General features: G+C 67.9%; 18 protein-coding genes. 7 read left to right on the forward strand and 11 right to left on the reverse strand.

Annotation, left to right across the window (positions count from 1 at the left end; translation table 11 throughout):
- Positions 1-97: 97 nt before the first annotated feature.
- Both rpsO and AB0P21_RS05320 read right to left on the reverse strand, forming a co-directional pair.
- A complete protein-coding gene (gene rpsO / locus AB0P21_RS05315; protein WP_164604166.1) occupies positions 98-370 on the reverse strand; it encodes a 30S ribosomal protein S15 in 273 nt (90 codons plus the stop codon).
- Between the two features lie 118 nt (positions 371-488).
- Positions 489-1,451, reverse strand: coding sequence for a bifunctional riboflavin kinase/FAD synthetase (locus tag AB0P21_RS05320; RefSeq protein ID WP_363693853.1), 963 nt, complete (start codon positions 1,449-1,451; stop codon positions 489-491).
- Positions 1,452-1,571: 120 nt separating this feature from the next.
- On the opposite strand from AB0P21_RS05320, the gene AB0P21_RS05325 reads away from it, so the two are divergent.
- On the forward strand, positions 1,572-2,603 hold the full coding sequence (locus AB0P21_RS05325; protein ID WP_363693854.1) for an SGNH/GDSL hydrolase family protein: 1,032 nt from the start codon (positions 1,572-1,574) through the stop codon (positions 2,601-2,603).
- A gap of 81 nt (positions 2,604-2,684) precedes the next feature.
- Here the strand turns inward: AB0P21_RS05325 and AB0P21_RS05330 are convergent, their stop codons facing one another.
- A complete protein-coding gene (locus AB0P21_RS05330; protein ID WP_363693855.1) occupies positions 2,685-3,569 on the reverse strand; it encodes an NAD-dependent protein deacetylase in 885 nt (294 codons plus the stop codon).
- Between the two features lie 117 nt (positions 3,570-3,686).
- On the opposite strand from AB0P21_RS05330, the gene AB0P21_RS05335 reads away from it, so the two are divergent.
- Positions 3,687-4,892, forward strand: a complete 1,206-nt coding sequence (locus AB0P21_RS05335) for an MFS transporter (protein WP_363693857.1) — start codon at positions 3,687-3,689, stop codon at positions 4,890-4,892.
- An 11-nt stretch (positions 4,893-4,903) separates the two neighbouring features.
- Here the strand turns inward: AB0P21_RS05335 and AB0P21_RS05340 are convergent, their stop codons facing one another.
- Positions 4,904-6,187 (reverse strand): aspartate aminotransferase family protein, encoded by a 1,284-nt coding sequence (locus tag AB0P21_RS05340; protein WP_363693858.1) that lies wholly within the window; start codon positions 6,185-6,187, stop codon positions 4,904-4,906.
- An 87-nt stretch (positions 6,188-6,274) separates the two neighbouring features.
- On the opposite strand from AB0P21_RS05340, the gene AB0P21_RS05345 reads away from it, so the two are divergent.
- A complete protein-coding gene (locus AB0P21_RS05345; protein WP_363693859.1) occupies positions 6,275-7,153 on the forward strand; it encodes a LysR substrate-binding domain-containing protein in 879 nt (292 codons plus the stop codon).
- 17 nt (positions 7,154-7,170) lie between these two features.
- On the opposite strand, the gene AB0P21_RS05350 is transcribed toward AB0P21_RS05345, so the two are convergent.
- Positions 7,171-7,713: an N-acetyltransferase gene (locus AB0P21_RS05350; RefSeq protein ID WP_363693860.1), complete on the reverse strand. Its 543-nt coding sequence runs from the start codon at positions 7,711-7,713 to the stop codon at positions 7,171-7,173.
- 157 nt (positions 7,714-7,870) lie between these two features.
- On the opposite strand from AB0P21_RS05350, the gene AB0P21_RS05355 reads away from it, so the two are divergent.
- Together AB0P21_RS05355 and AB0P21_RS05360 are read left to right on the forward strand one after the other, a co-directional pair.
- Positions 7,871-8,449 carry a dihydrofolate reductase family protein gene (locus AB0P21_RS05355; protein ID WP_363693861.1) on the forward strand — a complete coding sequence of 193 codons (579 nt, stop codon included), beginning with the start codon at positions 7,871-7,873 and terminating at the stop codon, positions 8,447-8,449.
- Between the two features lie 26 nt (positions 8,450-8,475).
- A complete protein-coding gene (locus AB0P21_RS05360) occupies positions 8,476-9,096 on the forward strand; it encodes a hypothetical protein (RefSeq protein ID WP_363693862.1) in 621 nt (206 codons plus the stop codon).
- A gap of 31 nt (positions 9,097-9,127) precedes the next feature.
- Here the strand turns inward: AB0P21_RS05360 and AB0P21_RS05365 are convergent, their stop codons facing one another.
- The 6 genes from AB0P21_RS05365 to AB0P21_RS05390 are packed head-to-tail and all read right to left on the reverse strand — an operon-like array spanning position 9,128 to position 14,365.
- Positions 9,128-10,312, reverse strand: coding sequence for a TetR family transcriptional regulator (locus AB0P21_RS05365; RefSeq protein ID WP_363693863.1), 1,185 nt, complete (start codon positions 10,310-10,312; stop codon positions 9,128-9,130).
- Positions 10,313-10,346: 34 nt separating this feature from the next.
- Complete coding sequence (locus AB0P21_RS05370; RefSeq protein WP_363693864.1) at positions 10,347-11,495, reverse strand: acyl-CoA dehydrogenase family protein; 1,149 nt, start codon at positions 11,493-11,495, stop codon at positions 10,347-10,349.
- Positions 11,492-12,322 (reverse strand): SDR family oxidoreductase, encoded by an 831-nt coding sequence (locus tag AB0P21_RS05375; protein ID WP_363693865.1) that lies wholly within the window; start codon positions 12,320-12,322, stop codon positions 11,492-11,494. Before AB0P21_RS05375 ends, AB0P21_RS05370 begins: the two co-directional genes overlap by 4 nt.
- Positions 12,323-12,326: 4 nt before the next feature.
- Positions 12,327-12,722: a MaoC/PaaZ C-terminal domain-containing protein gene (locus AB0P21_RS05380; RefSeq protein WP_363693867.1), complete on the reverse strand. Its 396-nt coding sequence runs from the start codon at positions 12,720-12,722 to the stop codon at positions 12,327-12,329.
- Entirely contained in the window at positions 12,719-13,177 is a 459-nt protein-coding gene (locus AB0P21_RS05385; protein WP_363693868.1) for a MaoC family dehydratase N-terminal domain-containing protein, read from the reverse strand. The genes AB0P21_RS05380 and AB0P21_RS05385 overlap by 4 nt, the downstream gene beginning before the upstream one ends.
- Before the next feature lie 3 nt (positions 13,178-13,180).
- Entirely contained in the window at positions 13,181-14,365 is a 1,185-nt protein-coding gene (locus tag AB0P21_RS05390; protein WP_363693869.1) for a lipid-transfer protein, read from the reverse strand.
- Positions 14,366-14,502: 137 nt separating this feature from the next.
- Between AB0P21_RS05390 and AB0P21_RS05395 the strand changes: the two genes are divergently transcribed.
- Positions 14,503-16,050: a long-chain fatty acid--CoA ligase gene (locus AB0P21_RS05395; RefSeq protein ID WP_363693870.1), complete on the forward strand. Its 1,548-nt coding sequence runs from the start codon at positions 14,503-14,505 to the stop codon at positions 16,048-16,050.
- 19 nt (positions 16,051-16,069) lie between these two features.
- Positions 16,070-17,554, forward strand: a complete 1,485-nt coding sequence (locus AB0P21_RS05400) for a carboxylesterase family protein (protein ID WP_363693872.1) — start codon at positions 16,070-16,072, stop codon at positions 17,552-17,554.
- The last annotated feature ends 1 nt before the right edge of the window (position 17,555 follow it).

The raw sequence follows: 17,555 nt of genomic DNA on the forward strand, positions 1-17,555 counted from the left end.
CGTTGATTATTCAGTTGTGCCGTACCTGGGGCCGTATGCCCCGGGCACAGATACGCGAGAAGCGGCCACCGGAATGCGGTGGCCGCTTCTCACGACGTCATCGACGGAGGCCGAGCCGCTCGATCAGGGACCGGTAGCGGTTGATGTCCTTCTTCGACAGGTAGTTCAGCAGCCGGCGGCGCTGGCCGACCAGGAGGAGCAGACCACGACGGCTGTGGTGGTCGTGCTTGTGCTCCTTCAGGTGCTCGGTCAGGTCAGCGATGCGGTGCGTCAGGAGCGCGACCTGGACCTCGGGGGAACCGGTGTCGCCCTCGGTCAGGGCGTACTCGCCGATGATCTTCTTCTTCGCCTCAGGATTGGCTGACGACACGTAATGATCCTCTCGATGTCCGTTGCGCGGCGCACCGGGGCTTATGTCACCCGGGCACTCTCGATCCGCGGCCGTTCAGACGGCAGCGCCCACGGTACCAGTCCGTGGACGCGTCACCCTAATTCTGGGTAAGGATTCGGCGTGCCCCGTCGACGTCCAGCTTCATCTGGACCAGCAGGTCGTCAATGGTGTCGAACCGGATCTGGGTACCGCGGAGCCGGCTGACGAAATCGACCGCGATCCGGGCGCCGTACAGCTCCAGGTCGTCGCGGTCCAGCACGTACGACTCCACCCGGCGGTCGACGCCGTCGAAGGTGGGGTTGCTGCCGACGCTGATCGCGGCCGGCAGCGGTTCGGCGTACTGCGGAGCGCCGGGTGCGGCTTCGAGGACGGTCAGCCAACCGGCGTACACGCCGTCCAGCGGGACCGCTGCACCCGGTACGGCGGGGATGTTCGCCGTCGGGTAACCCATCTCGCGTCCGCGCTTGTCGCCCTCGATGACGACTCCCGTGACCCGGAGCGGCCGCCCGAGCGCCTCGGCGGCGCCCTCGACGTCGCCGCTGGCGATCAGCTCCCGGATGTACGTCGACGACCACGGCTGCGCGTCGCCGGCCAGGGTCAGCCCCTCGACCTGGAACCCGGCCGTCGCACCGGCGGCGACCAGCGTGTCGACGTGCCCGGCGGCCTTGTGGCCGAAGCGGAAGTTCTCCCCCACCACGACCGCCTTGGCGTGCAACGTGCCGACCAGGACCCGCTCGATGAACTCCTCCGGCGACCAGGACGCGACGTCCTGGTCGAACGGCAGGATCAGCACCGCGTCCGCGCCGGCCGCGCCGAGCAGCTCGGCGCGCTGACTGGGCTCGCTGATCATCGCAGGGGCGTGCCCTGGCCGCAGTACCGACATCGGGTGCGGGTTGAACGTCATCGCGACCACCGGCAGGCCACCCAGTTCAGCGGCCCGCGCCCTGGCGTGCCGCAGTACCTCCTGGTGACCGCGGTGCACGCCGTCGAAGTTGCCGATGGTGACGACCGACGGCCCGTACTCCGGGTCCACCTCGCCCAAACCGTGCCAGACATGCATACGAGAAGGATTCCACGTGCGCCGCGGCGATCGTGCAACAGGTCCCTTGGTCACCCCTTGTAATCGGGTAGTGACTCAACCTAGGGTAGGCCCGCACTCTTTCGCACCCTCGGAGGTCCCGTGAAAGTTCAGCGCCTGGTCGCCGCCTGCACCTCGGTGGCACTTGTCGGTTTGATGTCCGTCACGAGCACCGCTCAGGCTGCCGCCCCGGCCTTCGCGCCAGTCACCTTCTCCCGGTACGTCGCCCTCGGCGACTCCTACACGTCGGCGCCGCTGGTGCCGCTGCCCGAGCTGTTGTCGCTCGGGTGTCTGCGCTCGATCAACAGCTACCCCAAGCAGCTGGCCGCGCAACTCCACGTCTCGTCGTTCGTCGACGCCAGCTGTGGCGGCGCGGACACCACCCACATGACCCAGCCGCAGAGCACCACGCTCGGGACCGCGCTCCCGCAGTTCCACGCGCTGCGGTCCGACACCGACCTGGTCACCGTGGGGATAGGTGGCAACGATTTCGGAGTCTTCGGCTCGATCGTCGGCACCTGCCCCGGACTGCGGGCCGGCGACCCGGCCGGCGCGCCGTGCAAGGAGCACTTCACGGTCGGCGGCAAGGACACCCTGGCTGCCAAGCTGGTGCAGACCCAGGCGCGGATCACCGAAGTGGTCAACGGCATCAAGCAACGGTCGCCGAAGGCGAAGATCGTGCTGGTCGGCTATCCGAAGATCGCACCGGAGAAGGGCTTCTGCCCTGGCATCCTGCCGTTCGCGGACGGTGACTACGCCTACCTGTACTCGATCGAGCAGAAGCTCAACCAAGCGGTCGAGAACGCGGCCAAGGCGGGTGGGGCGGTCTATGTGGACACCTTCGGCCCGTCGACCGGGCACGACGCCTGCGCTCCGGACGGCGAGGCGTGGATCCAGGGCAAGGACATCAACCTGCTGCGGGCGGCCAACTACCACCCGCGGTACGAGGGACAAGCTGGAGTCGCGTCCCTCACCTACAAGAAGCTGACCGGCAAACCGGCGACGGTGACCCCGGCAGAGCAGGCTCAGTGGGCCGTCGAGGCTCGCGAACTCAGCCGCAAGGCTGCCAAGACCACATCCAACCCGGCCACTCAGGCCTACCTGGACCGCCTACGGACCGGCGCGCAACGCTGACCCTTTCCAATCCGTACGGCGGACACCGGGCCGGATCCTCTCCACGCAAGGGGGTCTGGTCCGGTGTTTTTTCGCCGGGACTCAGACGAGCGCAGTCGTCAAGCTGGTCAGCGCTTGGCCGAGCGGCAGGTTCACCCGCACAGCGGCGTACGGGTCGCCCCGCGTCAGCCCTTGGTTGATGATCAGCACCGGCTTGCCCGCCTTCGCGGCGTACCGGACGAACCGGAAACCGGACATCACCGTCAACGACGACCCCAGCACCAGCACGGCCCGAGCGTCGTCGATCAGCCGATAGCAGCGCTCGACCCGCGGCTTCGGCACGTTCTCGCCGAAGAAGACGACATCCGGCTTGAGCAGTGGCGATCCGCAGTTCGCACACGCGACCAGGTGGAACTCCTTGACCACCTCCTCGGGCAGCTCGACATCGCCGTCCGGGTTGATCCGCGTCGCCTCGCCCTCGAAAGCCGGGTTGGCCTCGCGGAAGCGCCGGTCGAGCTCTTCCCGCGGAGTCGTCTGCCTGCAGTCCAGGCAGATCACGCGGTCGAGATTCCCGTGCAGCTCGATGACGTCGCGCGCACCGGCCGCGCCGTGCAACCCGTCGACGTTCTGGGTGATGACCCCATCGACGTACCCACGAGCCTGCAGCGCTGCGACCGCGCGATGCCCGGCGTTCGGGTCGGCCCGGGCGATCGTCCGCCAGCCGAGGTGGCTGCGCGCCCAATACCGCTGCCGCCCCGCCTCGCTCCCCACGAAGTCGCCGTACGTCATCGGGGTGTGGGTCCGCAGACTGCCCGTCTCCCCGCGATAGTCAGGGATCCCCGACTCGGTCGAGATCCCGGCGCCGCTGAGCACCACCACTCCCCCGTCGCGAACCACGTCGACCACGGGCGCGACATCCGTCGTACCGGGGGCGAGGGAGAGCACATCTGGCCCAGGAGACCAGGAAAGCGTGGGACGGGAACGCACCTGTCCAGAGTACTGGGCGGCGCGTAGTACCAGCTGCGTTCGAGCGCCGAGACGGGGGCGCTGGGGCGCGGGCCGGCGGATAGGGTTCGGGGACTGTCTCGCCTAGGTGGAAGTTGCATGTTCGACCGGCCTGAGTCTGCGTTGCGCATTGTCGTCCGGTCGCGGTTCTACCGTTCGGCCTTCTTGTCGTTGCTGATCGCCGGGATCGGGACGTCGGCCGCGACACCGCAGCTGACCTTGTTCCTGGTGAAGGAGCTCGGTACTCCGCTCCCCGTGGCCGGCCTGTACTACGTCACGAACCTGGCTGCTCCGATCGCCGGGTTCCTGCTCGGCAGGTTGTCGGATCGAAGCCCCGAGCGGATGTTCTGGTTTCGCCTGTGCGCTGTGATCGGCACGCTCGGCTGGCTCGCCATGGCACTCGCGAACTCGGTCTGGCTTCCCTTCGTCATCAGTGCGGTGGCGTTGAGTATCGGCGGCGGCGCGATGGCGCAGCTGTTCGCCGCCTGTCGCGATGACCTGAGTCGGCATCCGACGAAGGCCGACAACCGGGTGGTCGCGGCGATCCGGATGGCCTTCACGGTCGGCTGGATGCTCGGCCCCGTCCTGGGCAGCTGGTTCGGCGGTGTCTTCGGGCTGCGCGCGCTTCTCGTCGCGACAGCGGTCTGCGTCTTCGCGCAGATGATCCCGTTCGGCCGCCAGCGGATCGAGCGGTACGACGACCTGACGCTCGCGCCGCGTCCCGCGAACCGGCGGCAGATCGACCACATGATGCCGCTGCTGATCTTCACCGCGGTCTGCGTACTGGCGATGACCGGCGACACGATCAAGTTCGGCTACCTGCCCATCTACATGGCCGACGAGCTGCACATCTCCGACTCGCTGCGCGGCGCGGTGATCGGGATCCAGCCGCTCCTCGAGCTGCTGATGCTTCCCTTGGTGGCGCGGCTGGCCGACCGGTTCGGCGCCATGCCGGTGATGACCGGCGGCGCCGTACTCGGCCTGGCCGGAAACCTCGCCTACGCAACCAGTACGTCGGTCGGCACCCTCTTCCTCGGCCAAGCGCTGACAGCCGGCCTCTGGGCCTGCGTCGGGGCACTCGGCGTCTCGATCGCCCAGCAGCTGTACCCCGAGGGCGTCGGCACGGCATCGGGCGTCTTCCTCAGCGCCATCCCCGTCAGCTCAGCCATCGGCGGCGCGATCGGCGGACTCGGTGTAGCGGCCATCGGCCTCCCCCAGGTCTTCTTCATCCCGGCCGCGCTCACCGCCCTCGCCACGGTCGCCTTCGTCGTGCTCAGCGTCCGGACCAAGCGCCTGATCCACTAGCTGGTTGAGGGTCAGCGGTTGGTCACGTCGGTCAGGGCTTGGTCGAGGATCTCGACTCCGAGGGTGAGTTCCTCCTCGGTGGCGGTCAGCGGTGGTGCGATCCGGAAGACGCCGCCCATGCCGGGGAGCTGGACGATGTTCATGTGCAGGTCGAGTTCGAGGCAGCGCTCGGTGACCCGGGCGCCGACCTCGTCGGCCTTCTCGCCGATCAGTTCGAGGCCGACCAGTAGCCCGCGGCCGCGGATGTCGCCGACGACGGAGTGCTTGTCAGCCAGGCCGTCGAGTCCTTGGCGGAGGAACGCGCCCAGCTTGGCCGACCGCTCGTCGAGCCGCTCGCGGGTCAGGACATCAAGGACCGTGTTGCCGACAGCGGCGACCAGCGGATCCGAGACGTGGGTGGTGAAGAAGAGGTAGCCGCGCTCGTGGGCCGCCGCCTCGATCTCGGCGCTGGTGATCACGGCGGAGAGCGGGAGACCTGCGCCGAGCGTCTTGGAGAGGGTGAGGATGTCCGGTACGACGCCGTCGCGCTCGAACGCGTACCAGGTCCCGGTGCGGCAGAGCCCGGTCTGGGCCTCGTCGAGGATCAGCAGCATCCCGCGCTCGCGGCACTTCTGCTGCAGTGCTTGCAGGTAGCCGACCGGCGGTTCGAGGATGCCGCCGGAGCTCAGGATCGGTTCGACGATGCACGCGGCCAGGCTGCCGACCGACTGGGCATCGATCAGGTCGAAGCCGAAGTCCAACTGCTTGCGCCAGTCGAGCTGGCCGTCCTCCGTGGTGAAGTCCGGGCGGTAGGTGTTGGGCGCCGGGATGGCGAAGTTGCCCGGCGAGGCGGGCCCGTACCCCTTCCGCCCAGCGCTGTAGGTCGCATTGGCGGCGGCCTGGGTCATGCCGTGCCAGGACCGCGCGAACGAGACGATCTCGTGCTTACCGGTGACCAGCTTCGCCATCCGGATCGCCGCCTCGTTCGACTCGGCGCCGGTGGTCAGCAGCATGACCTTGTCCAGCGGGTCAGGCAGCGTCTCGGCGAGCCTGCGCGCCAGGTCGACCACCGGGCGACTCAGCATCCCGCTGAACAGGTGATCGAGAGTGCCGATCTGGCGCTGCACGGTGGCGGCGATCTCGGGATGCGAGTGGCCGAGGATCGCGCTCATCTGTCCGGAGGTGAAGTCGAGGATCCGGCGACCGTCCTCGGTGTACAGGAAGCTCCCCGCCGCGCGGTCGATGATGGCAGGACTGAACGTGCCCGGTCCCGCGTAGCGAATCAGATGGCGGTCGATATCGCTCCAGATCGTCATGGTCCCGACGCTATTTGCTGCCCGACCATCGCGTCCAGCACACGTTTCCGCACTTGCTGTTCGGCAAACCCGCACAACAATGAGGGTATGACGCTCAACCCCTGGCGACTCCGGTTGCTGAACAAGCTCGAGGCACACGGCACGATCCGCGCCGTCGCCACAGCCCTCGACCTGAGCCCATCGAGCGTCTCCCAGCAGCTCGCTCTGCTCGAGACCGAGACCCGGACCAAGCTGCTGGAGCGGACCGGGCGGCGGGTTCGGCTCACTCCCGCCGGGCTGATCCTGGCTCGCCGGGCGGCGGCGATCCTGGATCACATGGACGCCGTCGAGGCCGAGTTGCGGAGCTTCGGCACGGAACCGGCCGGGCTGGTGCGGCTCGGGGCGTTCCAGAGCGCGATCCACACCTTGGTGACTCCCGCAGTACTCCGGCTCGCTCGGACCTACCCTCATCTCGAGCTCCAGGTGCTGGAACTGGAGCCGCACGAGAGTCTGCCCGCGTTGCGGAGCGGCGATGTGGACCTGGTGATCACCACCACGGACTTCGTCGAGGAACCGCTCGGCCCTGATCTGGACCTCGTGCCGTTGACCACCGATCTGATCGTGCTACTCGTCCCGCCCGGTCACCCGACCGTCGGCCTGGGGCCGGCCGACCTGGCGGCGTACGCGGACGAGCCGTGGGCCTTCGACCGGTCGGGGTCCTACATGTCCAACCTGACCACGCGTCTTTGCCGCCAAGCCGGCTTCGAGCCGAAGGTGGTCGGGCGCTTCAGCAACTACTCGACGCTGCTGCGACACGTCGAGGCAGGGTTGTCGGTCGCGATGCTGCCCAGCCTTGCGGTGGATCCGCGGTACGAGGTCGCGACCCGGCCTCTCGTCGTACCGGTGCCTCGCGCGATCACTGCCGCAGTACGGCGGGGTGCGGCGCCTCGGCCGGCCGTGTTGGCGGTCCTTGATGCGCTCTCGTGAGCTGCCCGGGCTGGCTCTCAATCACGCAGCCCGACCACGTCATGCCGCCAGAACGTCTCGGCGTATACCAGCGTCCCGGTCATCCAAGGCTCGTACGCCGGCAGCTTGATCGCCTGGAACGCCACCTCCGGGATCCGCAACGACGGCCTCCGGAACTCCAGCGCAGCACCAGCGACGAACCCAAGACGCGAGTAGTAGCCCGGATCCCCCTCCAGGAAGACCACCGGAACAGCCTGCTCGGCGAGGATCTCCAACCCGCGTCGGACCAGGGCTGAGCCGATGCCGCGCCGATGGAACTCGGGCAGCACACCCAGCGGACTGAGGACCTGCACGTCCACTAGCCGCCGCGGCGCGTCGAGAAGACTGCGAGTGAACATGGCGTGGCCGACGATCTGCCCGTCCTGCTCGGCGACCAACGACAGGCCGCCCTCGGGCGCGATGGTGTGCCGCAGGGTGTCGACCAGGTCGGCCACGACCACGCCATGGCCGGCGCCGAACGCCTGCAGGTGAACGTCCCGCACAGCCGGTTGGTCGCTCGGCAGCTCTTCGCGAAGATCCATGCCCGGAGGGTAAAGGCCGCCCGGGCAGCGCGCACACGATTTACCAACCGGCCGGACTCCAACCTCATCAGATCCGGTGACGACCAAACCATCACCCTGCGACAAAGGTGGATGCCAACCGCAGTACGACCGATGATCAACCAGCGAAGGACTCCCCATGATCAGCGTTTTCCAGAGCGTGACCCTCGACGGCGTGATGCAGGGGCTGGGCCGTCCCGACGAGGACACCCGCGACGGCTTCGCTCACGGCGGCTGGGGCAACGGCTACCACGACGAGGTGTCGATGCAGGTCGCCGGCGAGGGAATGTCCGGTACAGCGGCGCTGCTGTTCGGACGTCGTACGTACGACGACATGCTCGGCTTCTGGACGACCACCCCGGACCCGAACCCGTTCACCGACGTACTGACCAACACCCAGAAGTACGTCGTATCGCGCTCCGCCGCCACCGAACTCGCCTACCCGAACTCCACCCTGCTGGCAGGCGACGCAGTCGAGACCGTCAAGACGCTCACCAAGGAGCTCGACGGCGACCTGACCGTCCTGGGCTCCGGCGAACTGGTCCGCTCGCTGCACCTGGCGGGACTCGTCGACAGGTACATCCTGCAGATCCACCCGATCGTGCTGGGCTCAGGCACCAAACTCTTCGGCGACGGAGACCGGGTGAACGTGATCCTCGAGCGCACGATCCCAACCACCACCGGCGTGATCATCGCCCAGTACTCCGTCGCCCACTGAGCCAGTCGTCTGCAAGACTCGCGCGTATGCCTGATGTGCTCAGCCTGCTGGCAGACCAGGCATACGCGTGGGACGACCACGACTCGTTGCCACTCGACGACCGGTACCGCGAGCGGCATCTCCCGCTGCTCACCGACCGCCCTCGCGGTCCACTCGGCCCGGACCCTGGCCCAGGTGAGTTCTGGCCTCCCGCCCGCTCGCTGGTCATCCCGCTACCCGATCCGCGACCCGAGCCGTTCTTGTCCGCCCTGGCCGACTCCAGCGTCGCTCCCCTGGTCTGGTGGCGCGGACTCGACCTCAGAGCCGACCGGCTCCACGCCACCCTCGTCCACGGCTCCGACCAACCGCGAGACCTCGACGCACCGATCGATCTCCTCATCCGCGGGCCGTGGGTCGGGCAGTACAACACCGGCCGGATCTACCTCCCGGTCGAGCCCGCCGACGACCGAGCCATGCCCGCACTAGCTGCCGAACGGCCCTTGCTGGCTGGGTATCTCCAGCTGACAGCCGACGTCACCGGCGATGCGTACCTCGAACTCCGCGAACTGGTAGCGACCTTCCAACCGCTGCGGATCCCGGTACGAGTCCCGAGGCTCCAAGTGCTGGAGACGATGGACGATCTGGCACTGAGATCCCGAGTCATCTAACCTCCCAACACCCGCGCATCGCGATGTTCAGTCACGGCTTGAGCAACAGGCGGGTGCACACGGTGGTCACTGCCTCGGCCAGTCCGGTCGCTCTCAGCTGAGGCGTCCGGGCCACGTCATTGGCGATCGACAGGGCCGCCTGGACCCGGATCCGCGCCGCCACCGGGTCCGCCGAAGGGTGCACCTCCAGGAAGAGCTGGACCCACTCGCTCACATAGTCGTACTGCGCCTGCCGGGACGCGCGTCGCTGGGCCTCCGGCAAATGATCCAGTTCGGTGATCATCAGCCCCACCACGCCGTCGTACTGCAAGGTGAAACCGGCATACGACCCCGCCAGCCGGCGGAGCGCGTCGGCCGGGTCCACAGCGCTGGAGTAGATCGCCGACAGATTCAGGAAAAGAGCCGCGGCGCCACGCTCGAGCGCGGTGGTGAGCAGGTCCCGCTTGGTCGGGAAGTGGTTGTAGATGCTGTTGCCGGCGATCCCGACCGCCGCGCCGATATCCTCGATGCCGACGCTGCTGTAGCCCTGCTCGGCGAACATCTGGATCGCCTGCGTCAGCAGCGCCTCTCGCCGCGAGCGGGGAGTCAGCCCCGGGCCTCGCGGTGCGGGTGACGCGCCGAAGTCGTCCGCGATGGGAGTGTCCAGCACCGTCTCGAAGAGCTCCCGCAACAACTCCTCGTACTGCGGACGCGGAAGCTCGAGCCGATGGAACGAGTTGCTGCTGAGCACCGACACCATCGCCCAGCCGATCAGCACCGTGGCCTGCTGGGACAGCTCGGGCCGGGCGATGCGCACCTGCTCGACCACGAGCCGGCCGGTCGCGCGGATCTCGTCGCGGATCTGCGCGTGGTTCTCCTCGGACAGTTGCCGGGCCTCACGCTGCCACAGCACCCCGAGCTGACGGTGATCCATGGTCAGCTGCGCCAGCTGGGTCAGCGCCGTCTCGCGGTCGCGCAGGTCAAGGGTCTCCAGCCCCTCCCGGACCGGCACCAGACCGTCCTGGATCACCTCGAACAGCAGGTCCTGTTTCCCGGAGAAGTGCCGGTACAGCGCGGACGGACCGATCGAGACCGCCTCGGCGATGTCGCTCATGCCGATCTGGTCGAAGCCGCGCCGGAAGAACAGATCGGTGGCGGCGGCAACGATCAGCGCCCGCCGGTTGCGCGGCCGCGTCCCGCGCGGTGGAGCGTACGACGCCGCGCTGTCCAGCGTCATGGTCCGTACTCCCTCTGCTCGCACGTCGATCGATTCAGCTTAGATCAAGGTCCCGGCCGACGATCTCCTTCATGATCTCCGTCGAGCCCGCGTAGATCCGGGCCGCCCTCGCATCCGCCCAAGCCCGGGCGATCGGGTACTCGATCATGTAGCCGTAACCGCCATGCAGCTGCAGACACTTGTCGGTGACCCGGCCGAGCAGCTCGGTGGTCCACCACTTCGCCTTCGCCGCGTCCACCCCGGTCAGCTCACCGGCGTTCAGCTCCTCGATGCACCGATCGACGAACTGCTGCGCGATGTCGATCTCGGTGGCCGCCTCGGCCAGTACGAACCGGGTGTTCTGCAGCGCACCGATCGGCTTGCCGAACGCCTTGCGCTCGCGCACATAGTTGATCGTCCAGTCGAGCGCGGCCGCCGCCTGCGCCACCGCGGCGACCGCGCAGGAAACCCGTTCCTGCGCAAGGTTGCGGGTCAGCCCGAAGAACCCCTCCCCCTCGGCACCGAGCAGATTGGCGGCCGGCACCCTGGCCCCGGCGAACCCCAACTCGGCGGTGTCCTGCGCATGCAGACCGATCTTCTCCAGTCGCCTGCCGCGCTCGAAACCCGGAGTACCGCGCTCCACCACGATCAGGCTGATGCCCTGATGCCGGTGCTCACCAGTGCGGACCGCGACGATCACCAGATCCGCGTTCACCCCGTTGGTGATGAACGTCTTCGCCCCGTCCAGCACATAGCTGTCACCGTCGCGCACGGCTCGCGTCCTGATCCCCGACAGATCTGACCCGGTCCCGGGTTCGGTCATCGCGATCGCGGTGATCAGCTCCCCCGAAGCAATCCCCGGCAACCACCGCGCCCGCTGCTCGGCATTCGCGAACTCCAGGAAGTACGGCAGGCAGATATCCGCCTGCAGCGCGGGACCGAGCGTCGCCGGCGACACCGCGAGCCGCGCGGACTCCTCCTGCAGTACGGCGTTGAACCGGAAATCGCGAACCCCCGCACCACCGAACTCCTCCGGTACTGCGAAGCCGAGCACGCCCAACTCCCCGAGTTCGGCGAACAACGAGCGCGGCACGATCCCGTCGAGCTCCCACTGCGCGTAGTTCGGTACGACGGCCTTCTCCAGATAGCCGCCGATGCTCTTGCGATAGGCCTCGTGCTCAGCCTCGTACAGCCGGCGTTTCATATCATGAACCCGCCGCCACAGACCAAGGTCTGCGCGCTGACGTAGTCGGATTCCGGGATGCACAGCAGGTAGACGGCGCCGGCCGCCTCCTCCGCCGTACCGGCTCGCCCGAGCGGGATCATCCGCTCCATCGTGGACAGCAGCTCGGGATTGACGCCGACCTTGATCTCCTGGCCCGCCACGTCGATCGTGCCGTCACCATCAGCCGGTACTTCGGTCAGCCGGGTCTTGATCATCCCGAACGCGACCGTGTTGACGGTGACGTTGTAGCGGCCCCACTCCTTCGCCAGCGTCTTGGTCAGCCCGGTGATGCCGGCCTTCGCGGCGGCGTAGTTGGCCTGCCCGGCGTTGCCGCCCAAGCCGGCGACGGACGAGATGTTGACGACCTTCCGGCACGGCACCGGTTGACCGGCGGCGACAGCCTGCTTGACCGCGGCCGAGATCACCGGCTGGGCGGCGCGCAGGATCCGGAACGGCGCCTTCAGGTGGACGTCGAGGATGGCGTCCCACTGGTCGTCGGTCATCTTCTGGATGACGGTGTCCCAGGTGTAGCCCGCGTTGTTGACGATGATGTCCAGCCCGCCGAAGTTCTGCACCGCCGCCTGGACGAACCGCTCCGCGAAACCGTCCTCGGTGACGCTGCCGACACAGGCGACTGCCTGGCCGCCGGCTGCCTGGATGTCGGCGACCGTCTCCTTCGCCGGGGTGTCGTCCAGATCGTTGACCACCACCGCGGCCCCGTCGGCGGCGAGTTTCAGTGCGATCTCCCGCCCGATACCGCGCCCGGAACCGGAGACGATCGCGACCTTGCCGGCCAGTTTTCCCATGGTGTCAGTGCCTTTCCGAGAGGTTGATGACGGCTTCGCCGGTGAGCGTCACGGTGCCGTCCGCGAGCGTGACCGTGAGCTCGACCGTGGCCAGGTCATTGTCGATGGCAACGACCTTGCCGGTGCAGGTCGGCTGACCGTGCACCGGCGTGATCGCGACGAACCGGACCCGGTACGACCGGATCGCCGACTGCGGCACCCAGCCGGTCAGCAGCCGGCCGAGGTACGCCATCGAGAGCATGCCCTGGGCGAACACATCGTCCAGCCCGGCGGACCGGGCCACGTCGAGATCGAGATGGATCGGGTTGTGGTCACCCGACGCGCCCGCGAACAGCGCCAGCGTCGTCCGGGAGATCGGCTCGACCGTGAGCGGCGGCAACGTAGTACCGACTGCGGTCATGACTGCACCTCCAGGTGACGCACGACCACCACAGCCGTGGCCTCGGCGACCAGAGCGCCGTCGCGGGTGATGTCGGTCTGCTTCACCACGAACTCCAGCGCACCACCCTTCTTGCTGTACGCGTCGACGATCCGCGGTTGCAGCGTCAGGGTGTCGCCGGCGTAGGCGATCGAGTGATACGTGAACGACTGCTCGCCGTGCAGCACCGTGCGCAGGTCGACCCCGAGCTCGGCGAGATAGCCGAACGGGTGCGGGCCGTCCAGTTCGAGGCTGAAGAAGAAGCTCGGCGGTACCGGCAGGTCACGATGCCCGGCCTGCTTGGCCGCGTCGAGGTCGGAGTACGCCGGATCCGTCTCGCCGATCGCCGCGGCGAAGAAGCGCAGCCGGCCCCGCTCCACGTCGACCGTGAACGGTGCGAGTTCGAGGGACTTGGCCTTGTCGAGATCGATCGCCATCGGTCAGCCCACCTTCTCGTAGAGCGTGACGACCGCGGCGCCACCCAGACCGATGTTGTGCTGCAAGGCCAGCCGCGCACCCTCCACCTGACGGGCACCGGCGTCGCCGCGCAGCTGCCACACCAGTTCGGCGCACTGCGCCAGGCCGGTCGCGCCGAGCGGATGACCCTTGGACAGCAGGCCGCCGGACGGGTTGGTGACGACCCGGCCGCCATAGGTGTTGTCGCCGTCGACAATGAACTTCTCCGCCGTACCTTCCGGCGTCAGCCCGAGTGCCTCGTAGCTGAGCAGCTCATTGGTGGTGAAGCAGTCGTGCAGCTCGACCACCGGGATGTCTTCCGGCGACACCCCGGCCTTCTCGTAGACCTGCTGTGCCGCGGCCTTCGACATGTCGTAGCCGACGACCTTGCGCATGTCCGCTTCGGTAAAGGTCGACGGGCTGTCGGTCGTCATCGCCTGCGCCTTGATCACCACGTCGGTGCGTAGCCCGTGCTTGCGAGCGAACTCATCGCTGCACAGCACGGCGGCCGCCGCGCCACAGGTCGGCGGGCAGCACTGCAACCGGGTCAACGGGCCGAAGATCTGCGGCGACGCGAGCACCTCCTCGACGGTGACCGCGTCGCGGAACACGGCGTACGGGTTGTTGGCCGCGTGCGCCCGCGCCTTGACCGCGATCCGCGCGAACGTGTCATCCGCCAGCCCGTACTCCGCTGCGTAGGCCGCGCCCGCGCCGCCGAAGTACTGCGCCGCGAGCGGTGCCTCCGACTCGCCCTGGATCTCGTGCGTCACCTCGTCGAACCGCAGGAACGGGCTCGGCCGATCCTGCCAGTGCGCACCGATCGCGCCGCGCTGCATCTGCTCGAACCCCAGCGCGAGCACGCAGTCGACCGCTCCGCTCTCGATCGCCTGGCGGGCCAGGAACAGCGCGGACGATCCGGTGGAGCAGTTGTTGTTGACGTTCACGATCGGGATGCCGGACTGGCCGACGCGGTACAGCGCGGCCTGCCCGCTGGTCGAGTCGCCGTACACATAGCCGACGTAGGCCTGCTGCAGTTGCCCGTACTCGATGCCCGCGTCGGTGAGCGCCGCCCGGGTGGCCAGCTCGCCCATCACGACGTACGGCCCGCTCGTTCTCGGGGTGGCGAAGGGCACCATCCCCACCCCTGCCACGTGTACTCGCTCGACCATTGCGCGCTCCTCGATTCAGACTCTCGGCTATTCACTTAATACGCTACCCCGCCTTGACAGCACCTGTCGATGCCGCCACTGTGTTCGGGAACGCACTTGTCGCGATTCACAAATGAGGGAATCGGAGGTGGCCGGGGATGTATCTGACCCAAGGTCTGCACCGCGCGCTCCAGCAGACACCGGACGCACTGATGACGGTCTGCGGCGAACGGCGGCAGACGGTCCGGCAAGTGGCCGACCGAGTGGCCCGGCTGGCCGGCGCACTGCGCGGCCTGGGTGTTGCGGACGGCGACCGGGTGGCGATGCTGTCGCTCAACTCCGACCGCTACCACGAGTACCTGCTCGCGGTGCCGTGGGCGAACGCGGTGCTCAATCCCGTCAACGTCCGCTGGAGTCCGGCCGAGATCGTCTACTCGCTCCAGGACTCGGCGACGACCGTGCTGCTGGTGGACGATGCCTTCGCGCCTATGCTCCCCGGCCTGCGGGAGGCGTATCCGGAGCTCACCACGGTGATCCACACCGGTGACGGCGAGCTGCCGGCCGGCGCTCTCGCGTACGAGGAACTGATCGCCGGTGCCGAGCCGATCAAGGATGCCCGTCGCGGCGGCGACGAACTGGCCGGTGTGTTCTACACCGGCGGCACCACCGGGTTCCCCAAGGGCGTCATGCTCTCGCACTCCAACCTGATGGTCTCGGCCCTGGGCTCGACCGCCAGCGGCAGCCTGATGTCACCGGGCGCGTGCCTGTTGCACGTTGCGCCGATGTTCCACCTCGCCGACCTCGCCGCCTGGTGCGCCGTACTGTCGCTCGGCGGCTCCCATGTCTTCGTGCCTGCCTTCGACCCGGTTGCAGTCTTCACCGCGATCGCGGAGCAGCGGATCACCAACGTGTTGCTGGTGCCGGTGATGATCCAACTGTTGGTCGATCACCCCGCTGTGTCGGAGTACGACCTGACCAGCCTGCAAGCGATCCTGTACGGCGCCTCCCCGATCGCCCAGGCGGTGATCGAACGCACCATGAAGGTCTTCCCGAACGCGCTGCTGACCCAGGCCTTCGGGATGACCGAGCTCGCTCCGGTCGCCACGCTGCTCTCCCCCGCCGACCATCGTGAACCGACCCTGCAGCGGTCAGCAGGTCGCGCTGCGCCGCACAGCGAAATTCTTGTCGCCGACCCTGACGATCATGAGGTCCCGCGCGGCACGGTCGGCGAGATCCTGGTGCGTGGCGGTCACGTGATGCTCGGCTACTGGAACCAGCCCAACGAGTCCGCTCAGGTCCTCCGCGGCGGCTGGATGCACACCGGCGATGTCGGCTATCTCGATGATGCGGGGTACCTGTTCGTCGTTGACCGGCTCAAGGACATGATCGTGACCGGCGGCGAGAACGTGTACTCCGCCGAGGTGGAGAACGCTGTCGCCAAGCACCCTGGCGTCGCGTCCTGCGCGGTGATCGGGGTGCCGGATCCGGAGTGGGGTGAGCGGGTGCATGCGGTGGTGGTGCTGCAACCTGGCGTGGCGCTCACGCACGACGCAGTACGGGCTCATGTGAAGACGCTGATCGCGGGGTACAAGGCTCCGCGCAGTACCGACTTTGTCGCGGCGCTGCCCATCTCGGGGACCGGCAAAATCCTGAAACGCGAACTCCGCAAGCAGTACTGGGGCGAGAACGCCCGCCAGATCCACTGACTCTCGAGGAGCGGTTTCGATGACGCAGGTGAAGACCGAGTACGGCGTGGTCGAGGGGGTGGAGGTCGACGACCTGCATCTGTTCCGGAACCTTCCCTTCGCGCAGGCGCCGTTCGGGGTACGGCGGTTCCGGCCGCCGGTCCGGCCCGAGTCCTGGGACGGGGTTCGGGACGCGACCCAGCCTGGGCCCGCGGCTCCCCAACCTGCTGACGGCAATCCGCTGAGCGCGCTCTACCTGCCGCCTGTGACGGGTGAGGACTGCCTGACGTTGGAGGTCTGGACGCCTGATCCGGGTGCGGTCGGGCTGCCGGTGATGGTGCACATCCACGGTGGCGGTTATGTCTACGGCGCTGGATCGGTGCCGGCGTACAGCGGACGGAACTTCGCCCGGGCGGGCATCGTGCACGTCGGGATCAACTACCGGGTCGGCATCGACGGCTTCCTGTATCTCGGCGAGGAGGCTGAGAACCTCGGACTGCAGGACCAGACGGCCGCGCTGAAGTGGGTGCAGGCGAACATCGCCGCCTTCGGTGGGGATCCGGGGCGGGTGACGATCTTCGGGCAGTCCGGTGGTGCGGTGAGTGTGATGGCGCAGCTCGGGATGCCGGCGTCCCGCGGGTTGTTCTCGCAGGCGATCGCGCAGAGCGGGTGCTCGATGGCACAGGTCGATGCCGAGGAGGCGATGCGGATCACCCGGAAGGTGGCGCGCAAGCTCGGGGTGGCGCCGACTGTCGAGGGTATGTCCGGGGTGCCGCTCGATCGGACGGTGGCGGAGACGGAGCGGATCCTGCAGAGATTTGCGCTCGGGCTTGCGTTGCGGGACAAGCGGTCGATGCTGCTCAGCCCGTTCCGCGGGGTTCATGGCACTCCTACGTTGCCGTTGTCGCCCTATGACACTGCGCGTGCTGGTCAGGATGATCCGGGAGTGCGGTTGCTTGCTGGGACTGTGCGGAACGAGGTCACGGATCTCGTTCAGGCGATCGCTGATCTGCCGGGGCTTGGCCGGTTTGTCCGTCGTGGGCTGCGCTCTGCTTTGGGTTTTGATGGTGCGTTGGTTGATGCCTACCGCAACGGTCCTCGTGGGATCAGTGGGTCTTCGGCGTTGGTGGAGGCAGGGTGGACCGACTGGGCGTTCCGGATCCCGACGATTCGGTTGCTGGAGGCTCGGTCGGGGCCTTCCTGGTTGTACGAGTTCCGTTGGCAGCCGGCGAATCGGCCTGCTGGGTTGGGGGCTACGCACGGTCTTGATGTCACGTTCGCGCGCGATGAGCTGGCGTCGCTGCGTGGGATCGAGGAGATGGCTTATCCGGTGTTCGGGGACGCGCCGCCGCAGTCTTTGGCGACTGCGATGCATGGGGCGTTTGTCCGGTTTGCCGTCGACGGGGATCCGGGGTGGGCGCAGTACGAGGAGGATGTGCGGCCGACGATGGTGTTCGACGAGGTCAGCGAGGTTGTGCCCGACGCGGCAGGTGTTGAGCGGGAGGCTTGGGCTGGGCGGCGGTAGT

Source organism: Kribbella sp. NPDC056861 (assembly GCF_040687575.1).
Lineage (GTDB): Bacteria > Actinomycetota > Actinomycetes > Propionibacteriales > Kribbellaceae > Kribbella.

Coding starts and splice junctions, on each gene's coding strand:
- AB0P21_RS05320 (WP_363693853.1), bottom strand. CDS start 1,451: ATGCATGTCTGGCACGGTTTGGGCGAGGTGGACCCGGAGTACGGGCCG.
- AB0P21_RS05335 (WP_363693857.1), top strand. CDS start 3,687: ATGTTCGACCGGCCTGAGTCTGCGTTGCGCATTGTCGTCCGGTCGCGG.
- AB0P21_RS05340 (WP_363693858.1), bottom strand. CDS start 6,187: ATGACGATCTGGAGCGATATCGACCGCCATCTGATTCGCTACGCGGGA.
- AB0P21_RS05345 (WP_363693859.1), top strand. CDS start 6,275: ATGACGCTCAACCCCTGGCGACTCCGGTTGCTGAACAAGCTCGAGGCA.
- AB0P21_RS05350 (WP_363693860.1), bottom strand. CDS start 7,713: ATGGATCTTCGCGAAGAGCTGCCGAGCGACCAACCGGCTGTGCGGGAC.
- AB0P21_RS05355 (WP_363693861.1), top strand. CDS start 7,871: ATGATCAGCGTTTTCCAGAGCGTGACCCTCGACGGCGTGATGCAGGGG.
- AB0P21_RS05360 (WP_363693862.1), top strand. CDS start 8,476: ATGCCTGATGTGCTCAGCCTGCTGGCAGACCAGGCATACGCGTGGGAC.
- AB0P21_RS05365 (WP_363693863.1), bottom strand. CDS start 10,312: ATGACGCTGGACAGCGCGGCGTCGTACGCTCCACCGCGCGGGACGCGG.
- AB0P21_RS05370 (WP_363693864.1), bottom strand. CDS start 11,495: ATGAAACGCCGGCTGTACGAGGCTGAGCACGAGGCCTATCGCAAGAGC.
- AB0P21_RS05375 (WP_363693865.1), bottom strand. CDS start 12,322: ATGGGAAAACTGGCCGGCAAGGTCGCGATCGTCTCCGGTTCCGGGCGC.
- AB0P21_RS05380 (WP_363693867.1), bottom strand. CDS start 12,722: ATGACCGCAGTCGGTACTACGTTGCCGCCGCTCACGGTCGAGCCGATC.
- AB0P21_RS05385 (WP_363693868.1), bottom strand. CDS start 13,177: ATGGCGATCGATCTCGACAAGGCCAAGTCCCTCGAACTCGCACCGTTC.
- AB0P21_RS05390 (WP_363693869.1), bottom strand. CDS start 14,365: ATGGTCGAGCGAGTACACGTGGCAGGGGTGGGGATGGTGCCCTTCGCC.
- AB0P21_RS05395 (WP_363693870.1), top strand. CDS start 14,503: ATGTATCTGACCCAAGGTCTGCACCGCGCGCTCCAGCAGACACCGGAC.
- AB0P21_RS05400 (WP_363693872.1), top strand. CDS start 16,070: ATGACGCAGGTGAAGACCGAGTACGGCGTGGTCGAGGGGGTGGAGGTC.